Source organism: Rummeliibacillus pycnus (genome assembly GCF_002884495.1).
GTDB lineage: Bacteria > Bacillota > Bacilli > Bacillales_A > Planococcaceae > Rummeliibacillus > Rummeliibacillus pycnus.
This window is the reverse complement of the sequence record NZ_KZ614145.1, coordinates 97,638-109,838: the sequence shown is the minus strand read 5'-3', so window position 1 is coordinate 109,838 and position 12,201 is coordinate 97,638. Positions and strand designations below refer to the sequence as shown.

Below are 12,201 nucleotides of genomic sequence, written 5' to 3'. Positions count from 1 at the left end.
TCCTATCTTTAATTTAATAGAGATATAGATTTTTGGCATTGGTCGTAAATGATCGAAAATATGAAAGAATGGATAGCCAAAATAAATCAAAAGCTCGATGAATTATCAAAAACAACCTGGATGAGATATTTCCGAATTACATCAAGTGTTGTATGGAACTTATTACTTATCTTTATCATCTTTGTTGTAATGGGTGCTGTATTTTTCGGGTCAATTGGTGCTGGTTACTTCGCTTCACTTGTTAAAGATGAGCCTTTGCGTTCTAAAGCTGACATGCGAAGTGCAGTCTTTAATTATGATGAAACGAGTACACTGTATTTTGCAAATAATAAGTATCTAGGTAAAATGCGTACAGACCTTGAGCGTCAAGAGACGACTTTGGATAAAATTTCTCCAAATGTCATTAACGCTGTACTTGCTACAGAGGATGAATATTTTTATAAGCATAACGGAATTGTACCAAAAGCAGTATTTCGTGGTCTTTTGCAAGATGTTAGTAACTCAAACACGCAAACAGGTGGTTCAACCTTAACACAGCAATTGATTAAAAACCAAATACTAACCAACGAAGTGTCGTACGAGCGTAAAGCAAAAGAATTATTACTAGCTATGAGACTTGAACACTTTATGACCAAAAATGAAATTTTATAGGCTTATTTAAATGTTATACCATATGGTCGAAATGCTAGCGGACGTAATATTGCCGGTGTTGAAACTGCTGCTGATGGCTTATTTAACAAAAGCGCCAAAGACCTAAACTTAGCGCAAGCTGCTTATATCGCAGGAATTCCTCAATCTCCATTTGCGTATACACCGTTTACACAAAAGGGGATTTTAAAAGACAAAGATAGTTTACAACTCGGTATTAACAGGATGAAAACTGTTTTATATCGTATGCATGAGACAGGTTATATTACAGATAAGCAATATAAAAAAGCATTAAAATATAATATAGTAAAAGATTTCCGTAAACCAGAAGTTCGCCCAGAAGAAAAATATCCTTATGTAACATACGAAATTGAAAGTCGTGCAAAAGACATTATGGCTGAGATTTTAGCGAAAAAAGATGGAATCGATGCCGACCGTTTAAAAAATGAATCAAGACTTAAAGAAAAATATGTCATTTTAGCTGACCGTGAATTACGTTCTAAAGGCTATAAAATTTACTCTACAATCGATAAGAATATGTATGATGCAATGCAAAAAGTAAAAGATAATTTTCCTTATTACGGTACTACTTTTACTAGAGAGATAACAGATTCAGAAACTGGAAAAGTTAGTACTGTTAACGATCCTGTTCAAATCGGTAGTATTGTAATTGAAAACAAAACTGGTAGAATTTTAAGCTTTATCGGTGGTCGTGATCATAAATTAGAAGAATTGAATCATGCAACTCAAGCAAAACGCTCTAATGGTTCTACTATGAAACCTTTACTTGTATATGCACCAGCCATTCAATATGGTTTAATTGGCGCCGGTAGCCCTGTAGCAGACGTTAAATTTAGTGTTGGCTCATGGTCACCATCCAACTATACTGAAACGGATGAACGAGGGTTAATCTCTGCACGTGAAGCCTTAAAAGATTCGCAAAACTTGCCAGCACTTCGTTTATATGCACAAATTATGAACCGAAGACCCGCAAACCTATTGGTGAAAAACGGATTTACAAGTTTGGATGCAGATGATTATACCAACTACTCAACTGCAATAGGTGCCTTAAAATATGGTGTTACTGTAGAAGAAAACACGAATGCATATGCTACATTTGCAAATAAAGGTAAATTCGTCGATGCTTATATGATTTCTAAAATTGTTGATAATAATGGGCATATTGTATATAAACACAAATCAAAGACAAAACAAGTCTATAGTAAACAAACCGCATATATCACAACTGATATGCTTAGAGATGTTTTAAAACAAGGTACAGGCACAACTGCAAATAGCAATTTAAAATTCCGTGCTGATTTTGCTGCTAAAACTGGTACTTCTCAACAGTATAATGATGTGTGGTTAGTTGGCTACAATCCAGATATTTCTTTAGGCGTTTGGATGGGATACGATCAACCTAAAACGTTATATCAAGCTAATGGTATTTATGGTCAACCAAGTACCCGTATAAACTTAATGTGGGCGCGTTTGATGAATGCAGTTTATGATACAAATCCTAAGTTAGCTACAGCAAATGGTAAAACGTTTAAACAACCATCTGGTGTTGTTAGCAGAACATTCTGCGGTATTACAGGTCATGCTTATACAAATGCATGTGCTGGCAATGCTCGAACAGATTTGTTTAATGCCAACGTTATGCTGCCTGGCCCTGAAACTGCATTCTCTGGTGGTGGTTTAACTGATGCCTTTAAGCAAAGTATGCTTTTCCCATTCGGAGGAGACTACTCAAAATTATTCGGTGCGAAGGCTAAAGAAAAACAGAAGGAAAAAGAAAAGAAACAGAAAGAAACTGAAAATACTACGACTAATAGCTCAAGAAAACCGATAAATAACAACAAGCCAAATAACACAAACGGAGTTAACTCCGGCTCAGGTAATTCAAATCACTCGAATGGCTCAAATAATTCGAATAGTAATGCTGGTAATTCAAATTCAGGAAAGCCAAACAATAATAATTCGAATGGATCAGGCGATGCAAATAACTCCGGTAATTCAGGTAACTCCGATAACTCTGGTAACACTGGTTCGGATCACTCCAACAATAATGATAAGCCCAACAACAATGAGAAGCCAGGGAATGATACTAACACCAATGGTGAATAAAGAAAAAGAGTGAGATTAATCTCACTCTTTTTCTTCTCCTTAAAACGGTATATATAACTCTCAAAAAGTTAAACCAAGATAAATTAGTGTAAAAAAGCATCTCCAAAGTCTCCCCTTGACTTTGAGATGCCTCTTTATTAATTGGACACATTGACCATTTTATATTTTAAATATACCCCATTTTTTAAACGTGCTATTTCCCATACTAATCTTCCATTGTCGATAAATCTCCAGTTGGTAGATCAAGCTCCCATGCTTTTAAAACACGACGCATTATTTTACCGCTTCTTGTTTTAGGCAGCTTATCTTTAAATTCAATTTCACGTGGTGCAGCATGTGCTGCTAAACCAGTCTTGACAAATTGTTTTATTTCCTCTTCAAGTTCAACTGATGGTTCAATTCCATCTTTTAATGCAATAAATGCTTTAATAATTTCTCCACGTACAGGATCTGGTTTACCAATTACGCCCGCTTCAACAATAAGAGGATGTTCTAGTAGCTTGCTTTCAACTTCAAATGGGCCAACTCGCTCTCCGGATGTCATGATTACATCATCAATTCGCCCTTGGAACCAAAAGTAACCGTCATCATCCATATAGGCAGAATCCCCAGAAACATACCATTCTCCTGCTAAAAAATAAGATTCATAGCGTGCAGGGTTGTTCCAAATTTGGCGCATCATAGATGGCCAACCTTTTTTAAAGGCTAAATTCCCCATTGTAAATGGCGGAAGTTCATTTCCTTGATCATCTACAATCGCTGCCTGAATACCTGGAATCGGTTTCCCCATTGAACCCGGTTTAATTTCCATTGAAGGGTAATTGCAAATCATTTGGGCTCCTGTTTCAGTCATCCACCATGTATCATGAATACGATGATGAAGTACTTGATATCCCCATTTAACAACTTCTGGATTTAGCGGTTCACCAACAGATAATACGTGGCGCAAAGCTGATAAATCGTAATCTCTTAGAATATCATCACCGGCACCCATTAGCATACGAAATGCAGTAGGTGCACTATACCAAACTGTCACTCCATAATTTTGTAAAGCCGTATACCATAATTGAGGTGAGAAACGACCACCTATAACAACAACAGTTGCCCCTACTAACCAAGGTCCGAAAATACCATAAGCCGTTCCAGTAACCCAACCAGGATCAGCAGTACACCAGTAAATATCATTTTCTCTTAAATCAAGCACCCATTTCGAAGTTTGATATTGTTGTAGCATTGCATTATGTACATGCAATACCCCTTTAGGCTTTCCAGTAGAGCCAGATGTATAATGTAGTACCAGACCATCTTCACGGTCAACCCATTCAATATCGGTTTCATCTGAAGCTGCTTCGATACGTTTTTGAAGATCCTTGATTTGTTCGGTTTCTACAATGTTGTCACCAACAAGAAATACTGTTTTAAGTAAAGGCAAACGATCAAGTGGTACTCTTTTTAATAACGATGGTGTTGTCACTAATGCCTTAGCACCACTATCACTTAATCGATCATATACAGCCCCTTCCATAAAAGCCTCAAAGAGTGGCCCTACAATAATCCCCTTTTTAATACTACCAATAATCGAAAAATATAGTTCTGGTGAACGCGGCATAAAAACAAATAGACGATCTCCTTTTTCTAAACCAGCTTGTTGAAATACATTGGCAGCTTTGTTTGTCCATTTCTTAACCTCTTGAAAAGTATATGATTCTTTTCTAGTCCCATCTTCAAAGTAAAGTGCTACTTTGTTTTTTAGTTCGGATTCAGCATGGCGATCTACTGCTTCATAAGCCATGTTCACTTGACCTGTATGAGACCAACTAAAGGCTTGTTCTGTATCCTTCCAATCAAAGGTCGCTTTTACTTCATCATAGTCATGTAATTGATATTCGTTTTTTTCTGCCAGTAACGGTTCAATCCTCAATATCAATACCCCCTTATTTCAACTATTACTATCTATTATATAACAGTATATGCCTATTGTATAACAAAAATTTATAGATAATTTAATAAATTTATAGAATACTGTTCCAGTTTTATATCAAAACTTCGAATTATGAAATGGACTCAATAATAAAAAGTGAATTTTCTATCAGGAGGTTATCTTCATTCCCATTGAAAAAGAACTATTTAGGCTTTTACAGGCAGTATTCATCCTATCCTTTTGCTTCTCTAACAATCTTGGGATAGTTGTCTAACTTCCCGTTAATGTCGGATAAGTACACACAACTTTCTCATTTGAACGATTTTTTTCTACTTCACTCATGTATAATAAAGAAAATAAATTAAATAAGTATGATGAGGTGAATGAATGGAGCATCCTCGAACATATTATTCAAAAAAATTGGAATCTTCTTTTGGTACCATTGTAGTGGAAGGCCCCATTGCTACTGAAGAACTTCAAAAATTAAAATTTCATAATGGGTTGACAGCCTTTCGGATACCTGAGCAACAATTTGCTGCCATTGTAGAAATTTCCAAACTCCCTGAGGGACGAATGATTATTGCTCGATTAAATCAAACAATTATTGCATATGCAACTTTTCTTTATCCAGATCCTCTTGAGCGTTGGTCAGAGGGAAAAATGGAGAACTTAATAGAATTAGGAGCTATTGAAGTAGCACCTGAATTTCGTGGAACTGGTGTTGGAAAAAGTTTATTACAAGTATCAATGATGGATGATGCAATGGAAGACTATATTGTGATTACAACTGAATATTACTGGCATTGGGATTTAAAAAGAACAGGTCTTAATGTATGGGAATATCGAAAAGTGATGGAGAAAATGATGCAAGCTGGAGGATTAGAGGTAGCAGCTACAGATGATCCTGAGATTTCCTCCCATCCAGCCAACTGCTTAATGGTAAGAATAGGAAATCGAGTCGATCAAGAGTCGATTGAAAAGTTTGACCAATTACGTTTTATGAATCGTTATATGTACTGACGATAAACGAAGGGGTGATAGGATGTTGGTTGAAGAAATTATGAATACAGATGTCATTACATTACAGCCATCTCATACGATAAAAGATGCTGTAAAAATTATGAAAGAGCATAAAATACGGCATATACCTATAACAGATACTGACAACAAATTAGTAGGTCTTATTACAGAAAGGGATTTAAAAAATGCACTCCCTTCCTCTCTTTTAAAAAACAAAGACGAAAGTATTTATCATCAAACATTAGAAAACGTTATGATTTCACAACCAATCGTGGGGCATCCGCTTGATTTTATCGAGGAATTGGCGTTGATTTTATATGAACATCGAATTGGTTGTATGCCTATTGTAAGTGGTGGAAAGTTAGTAGGTATCATCACAGGAACAGATTTATTGTACGCATACATTGAGATTACAGGTGCTACAAAGCCAAGTTCCCAAATTGAAATTCGGGTGTACGATAAAATTGGGATTCTTCACGAAGTTACCCAGATTTTCACAAAGCATCATGCCAGTATTTTAAGTGTATTGGTTTATCCAGATACACAAAATGAAAAACACAAGATTTTATCAATACGTGTAACAATCATGAATCCTCTACCAATCATTGATGATTTACGTAAGGAAGGATTTGATGTGCTATGGCCAAATATGCCGGGCATCAATCGCTTATAAAAAGAGCGGTTTTTGTTTATTCAACAGATCAATTAGACTATAAATTTTCTGATACACATCCCTTTAACCAAAAAAGACTTCAGTTAACAGTAGACCTTCTTAAAAGTATTCATGCACTCGACGAAGCTGATATTGTGAAACCTCGTTCTGCTACCTTAGAAGAGCTTCTATTGGGTCATGATATTCGTTATATAGAGGCTGTTAAATTAGCAGGTCAAGGAAAACTTACTAACAAGCACGGCGAGGCATTTGGAATTGGAACTGAAGATACCCCTATATTCCCCAATATGCATGAGGCCAGCGCGATGATTGTTGGGGGTACACTAACAGCTTGCGACTATGTTATGCAAGGAATGTCACAACACGCATTAAACCTTGGAGGGGGGCTTCATCATGGCTTCAAGGGGCGAGCATCAGGATTTTGTATTTATAATGATAGCACCGTAGCCATTAAATATATGCAAAAGAAATATAATGCACGTGTTCTATATATTGATACAGATGCTCATCACGGTGATGGTGTACAATGGAGTTTTTATGATGACCCAAATGTTTGCACTGTATCGATTCATGAAACAGGTCGCTATTTATTTCCTGGGACTGGAGCTGTTACAGAAAGAGGTAGTGGTCAAGGTTATGGGACATCATTTAACTTTCCTATTGATGCCTTTACAGAAGATGAATCCTTTTTAGACGTATATAGAACTGCACTACGTGAAATTACAGAATTCTTTAAACCTGATGTAATATTTTCGCAAAATGGTGCAGATGCTCATTATTTCGATCCATTAACACACCTTTATGGAACAATGAATATTTATAAAGAAATTCCAAAACTAGCGCATGAACTAGCTCATGAATTTTGTGATGGTAAATGGATTGCAGTTGGAGGCGGTGGCTATGATATTTGGCGAGTGGTCCCTCGTGCTTGGTCATTCATTTGGACAGAGATGACTGATCAACCAATACCAACAGGTAACCTTCCTCAAAATTGGATAGATAAATGGCAACAAGAATCACCAGTGACACTCATTCCAACCTGGATGGATCCTGACCAGTTATATGAACCGATTCCACGAAAGGCCGAAATTACGGAAAAAAATCATCAAGTTCTTGAAAAAGCGTTATATCAAATTCGATCAGAACAAAGAAATTGTTAAAAAAAGGACTGTTTTTTCTCCATCTCTGTTGGAAGAGAAAACAGCCCTTTTCTTTTGTTATTTAGTTGAATTTCTATCTTCGATGCGATAAGGCAAAATAACATTCGCCTCATTCACTTGCTCTTTGTTCATATATTTTGTTAGCAAACGCATTGATACAGCACCAATATCATAAAGTGGCAGAACAACACTTGTTAGTTGTGGACGAACCATACGAGCTAATTTCGAATTTTCAAAACTAATTACTTCATAATCATCTGGAACTTTTTTACCCAAATCTTGTGCACCATGAATAATACCAATTGCTAATTCGTCACTTCCGGCAAAAAATGCAGTTGGCGGGTCTTGTAGATTACTTAAAGTACTAAAGTCCTCCAAACCACTATCATAAGAATCTTCAGATGCAATCACTAAGTTTTCATCTAACTCTATACCTGCTTCTTCAAGAGCTTTTTTATAGCCTTCAAATTTGTAAATTCTATTAATAGTGGATGTAAATGGTCCAGATACATATGCTATGCGTTTATGTCCATTATCGACAAATCGTTTAACAGCTTCATAAGCAGCCTGTAAATAGTCAATATTAACAGAAGATATTTTCATTGTTTCGTCAATTGAGCCTGCTAAAACAATTGGTACCGGTGAATGACTCATCTTCTTCAACAATTCTTCACTCACTTGATCACTCATCATGACGATACCATCTACTTGCTTCCCATACATATTATCTAATAGTTGCAATTCTTTTTCTTCTCGTTGATCGGAGTTTGAAAGAATAATGTTATAGCGATACATCGTGGCAACATCTTCTATCCCACGAGCTAATTCTGCATAGAAAATATTTGAAATATCCGGAATAATAACGCCAACAGTTGTCGTCTTTTTACTTGCTAGGCCACGAGCGACCGCATTTGGTCGGTACTCTAAACGTGAAATAACATCGAGCACTTTTTTTCTTGTGGTTGGTTTAACGTTAGGATTTCCATTCACAACACGAGAAACCGTTGCCATTGAAACATTCGCTTCTCGTGCAACATCATAAATTGTTACGGTCACTTGATGACACCCCTTTTCGTATCTTATGTTAATGATACGATAAATTGGAAGCGATTTTCAAGAAAATAAAAGTGACGATTCTAGTAATTTGAATCGTCACCCCAAAAATGCACTTATAAAACTTACGATTGAACTTGATAATTTTTCATGAAACTTTGGATTTGATCATAAAAATCATCAAATTGTGGAATACTCATTTGTTGTTGAGCATCAGATAGAGCAACTGCTGGATCTGGATGTACTTCTGCCATAACACCATCAGCACCAATTGCAATAGCTGCTTTTGCACAAGGTAGTAGTAAATCACGACGACCAGTAGAGTGCGTTACATCTACAAAGACAGGTAAATGAGTTTCTTGTTTTAATACTGGGACAGCAGAAATATCTAATGTATTACGTGTTGCTTTTTCATAAGTACGGATACCACGTTCGCAAAGAATAATTTGATCATTCCCTTTGGAAATAATGTACTCAGCAGCATTGATAAATTCATCAATTGTTGCAGCAATACCACGTTTTAAAAGTACAGGCTTATTGGTAGCACCTGCAGCTTTTAATAACTCAAAATTTTGCATATTACGTGCACCGATTTGAATTACATCAATGTAATCCAAAGCTTCTTCTAAATGAGCAGGTGTTACAATTTCAGAAACTATACCTAAACCAAATTTTTGTCCAACTTCTTTTAGAATCTTCAATCCTTCAAGACCTAGACCTTGGAAATCATATGGTGATGTACGTGGTTTATAAGCACCCCCGCGCATTAACTTCAGGCCTTTTGCATGGATAGATTCTGCTACTGCAGCTGTTTGTTCGTAAGATTCTACAGCACATGGGCCAAATACAAATGAAGGTTTCCCCTTACCAATTGGTTCACCATTTACTGTGACAATCGTATCCTCAGGTTTACGTTTACGTGATACCAATAACTCTTTCTTATGATTCGTTTCTTGTAATTTTAATGCTGATTTGAAAATCTCTTTAAATATGTGTTCAATTGTACCTTGACTTAATGGACCTTCATGATGCTCTTTCAATAGATTCAACATATGTCTCTCACGAAGAGGGTCATAACGGTTGACACCTTGTTTCTCTTTAATTTTTCCAATTTCTTGTACTACTTCAGCACGTTCATTGATTAAACGTAAAATTTCAAGGTTTAATTCATCGACGCGGTCACGTAAGTGATCTAGATTTTGATGACTCATTGCCGTTTCTCCTCTCTTCCTCGTATCAGGTACTTTCAGAAGTCTGAAAACTATGATACATTTTATGATATTAGGAACATTATAATCAATTATACAAAGAATGTCACGTATTTTTTCTTTAGCGCTTCAACGCGATAAAGTTTGTATACTTATTTTGCTAGAAAGGTTGTGAAAATATGACTTCAAAGCTCTTTGCATTGGACATTGGAACTCGTTCTGTTGTTGGTATTATTTTGGAAGAACAAGATAACCAGTTCCATGTAGTCGATTTAATCGCAGAAGAACACAAAGAACGTGCTATGGTCGATGGACAAATACATAATGTAATCCATGTTGCAAAAGTCATCCAACACATTAAAGAACAGTTAGAAGAAAAACACGGTCCACTTCGTTCAGTTAGTGTTGCAGCTGCAGGACGTGCACTAAAAACCGAACAAGCATCTGTCACATTAGATATTAAAAATCGTCCCACAATGACAGAGGATGATATTAATCGCTTAGAATTAGCAGCTGTACAAAAAGCCCAACAACAATTACTTGATCATAAAGAAAATAGTAACAGTAATCATTATTATTGTGTTGGTTATTCTGTTTTATACTACCGATTGGATAGTGAAGAAATTGGTAGTTTAATGGACCAACAGGGCGAGGAAGTAGAAGTAGAGGTAATTGCTACATTCTTACCAAGAGTTGTCGTAGAATCCCTTTTAGCTGCATTAAAACGTGCTGGCTTAGAAATGGAAGGATTAACATTAGAGCCTATTGCAGCCATTAATGCTTTAATCCCATCGACAATGCGTCGTTTAAATATTGCACTTGTAGATATCGGTGCTGGAACATCCGATATTGCGATTACAAATAAGGGCACAGTTACAGCATACGGAATGGTACCTACTGCTGGCGATGAAATTACAGAAGCATTAAGTGATCATTATCTCTTAGATTTCCCTGTTGCAGAAAAAGTAAAACGCGATTTGTCTAAATATGATGAAATTACCATCTCAGATATTTTAGGGTTTGAGCAACTTTACTCCAAAACTGAAGTAATAGAAGTTTTACGTCCAGCAGTCACGTCTCTAGCAAGAGCAATTGGAAACGAAATTCTCCGTCTTAATAATCATATAGCACCTAAAGCAGTATTACTTGTAGGCGGTGGAAGTTTAACACCTGAGATTACGGATGAATTATGTAAAATTCTTGAAATCCCCAAAAACCGAGCAGCTGTTCGTGGTATCGATGCAATCCAACAACTAACTCGAGAAGATCATGTTCCAGCTTCACCTGAATTAGTCACACCCATTGGTATTGCGATTTCCGCAAAAACTTCACCAATAAAATACATGTCTGTAAAAGTAAATAATCAAATTATTCGCCTCTTCGAATTAAAAGAAATGACTGTAGCAGACGCACTATTAGCGGCAAATGTTAGTATTAATCGATTATATGGGAAACCTGGATTAGCAATGAGCATTAAAGTAAATGGACAAGATATTTTTGTACCAGGTGGACATGGTAGCCCTACTGAGATTTTTGTAAACGGTGAAAAAGCAACTACCAAAGATTCTATTCAAAATAATGATGTAATAGAACTAATTGAAGGGATGAATGGTGAACAAGCTCAAGCAACTATTCAAGATATAATTGAATGCAACGAAAAAATCGTCGTATATGTAAACAATCAACCCTTCACGATCGAACCAAGATTTATTTTAAATGGACAAATTGTTGATGTAGAGACTGATCTACAAGATGGTGATCTATTAACAGTAGAAACAGCAAAGAGTATTGAACAAATTTTAAAATGGGTTGGAAAAGAGGAATTACTAAACCAACTCCAACCATTTACGGTTACTATAGATGGAAAGACTACAAAATTATCAAATTTCAATAACGAAATTCTTGTAAATAATCAACCTGCAAAATCCTATTTCAAAATTCAAGATGGCGATCAAATTCAAATTCACCATGTGGAAATTCCAACTGTGATTGATATAGCAGAACAGTTAAATATATTAATCGAAAATCGTATATTCGTATCTTTCCAAGATGAACAACTAGAATTAAAAAAACAATGCTTTGATATTTTAGTCAATGGGCAAATTGCTAGTGTGGAGACAGTTATTCAAAGTGGCGATCAGATTCAGTTTATAGCAGTAGACTCTGTTAAATGGATTTATCAAGATGTGTTCCGTTTCTCTAATTGGCAACTACCTACTAACTTCAAGGGAACCTTTGAAATATTGAGAAATAACGAGCCATCTCATTTTGATGATGAAATCTTTGGAGGAGACCAACTCATGATTCATCTAATTCCTGCAAAAGTAATTCAATAAGCTAGTACTCCCAGTATATCAAAAACCCCGAAAAAATTACTAAGTAACTTTTTTC

General features: G+C 36.0%; 7 protein-coding genes and 1 pseudogene. 5 read left to right on the top strand and 3 right to left on the bottom strand.

The features are described 5' to 3' along the window. The first annotated feature begins 60 nt into the window (after positions 1–60). Positions 61–2,775 (top strand): annotated as a pseudogene (locus tag CEF14_RS00610) (transglycosylase domain-containing protein). Between the two features lie 205 nt (positions 2,776–2,980). Here the strand turns inward: CEF14_RS00610 and acsA are convergent. Next, a complete protein-coding gene (acsA, locus tag CEF14_RS00605; protein WP_407690468.1) occupies positions 2,981–4,678 on the bottom strand; it encodes an acetate--CoA ligase in 1,698 nt (565 codons plus the stop codon). A gap of 405 nt (positions 4,679–5,083) precedes the next feature. Between acsA and CEF14_RS00600 the strand changes: the two genes are divergently transcribed. From CEF14_RS00600 to CEF14_RS00590, 3 genes are read left to right on the top strand one after another with little or no spacing between them, the layout of a single operon-like run. Further along, positions 5,084–5,716, top strand: coding sequence for a GNAT family N-acetyltransferase (locus tag CEF14_RS00600; protein WP_102691036.1), 633 nt, complete (start codon positions 5,084–5,086; stop codon positions 5,714–5,716). Between the two features lie 22 nt (positions 5,717–5,738). Continuing rightward, entirely contained in the window at positions 5,739–6,389 is a 651-nt protein-coding gene (locus tag CEF14_RS00595) for an acetoin utilization AcuB family protein (protein WP_102691035.1), read from the top strand. Next, complete coding sequence (locus tag CEF14_RS00590; RefSeq protein WP_211284546.1) at positions 6,356–7,549, top strand: acetoin utilization protein AcuC; 1,194 nt, start codon at positions 6,356–6,358, stop codon at positions 7,547–7,549. Before CEF14_RS00595 ends, CEF14_RS00590 begins: the two co-directional genes overlap by 34 nt. Before the next feature lie 57 nt (positions 7,550–7,606). On the opposite strand, the gene ccpA is transcribed toward CEF14_RS00590, so the two are convergent. Both ccpA and CEF14_RS00580 read right to left on the bottom strand, forming a co-directional pair. Then, positions 7,607–8,605 carry a catabolite control protein A gene (ccpA, locus tag CEF14_RS00585; protein ID WP_102691034.1) on the bottom strand — a complete coding sequence of 333 codons (999 nt, stop codon included), beginning with the start codon at positions 8,603–8,605 and terminating at the stop codon, positions 7,607–7,609. Between the two features lie 122 nt (positions 8,606–8,727). Continuing rightward, a complete protein-coding gene (locus CEF14_RS00580) occupies positions 8,728–9,813 on the bottom strand; it encodes a bifunctional 3-deoxy-7-phosphoheptulonate synthase/chorismate mutase (RefSeq protein ID WP_102691033.1) in 1,086 nt (361 codons plus the stop codon). A 176-nt stretch (positions 9,814–9,989) separates the two neighbouring features. On the opposite strand from CEF14_RS00580, the gene CEF14_RS00575 reads away from it, so the two are divergent. Then, positions 9,990–12,146, top strand: coding sequence for a cell division protein FtsA (locus CEF14_RS00575; RefSeq protein ID WP_102691032.1), 2,157 nt, complete (start codon positions 9,990–9,992; stop codon positions 12,144–12,146). Positions 12,147–12,201: the final 55 nt, after the last annotated feature.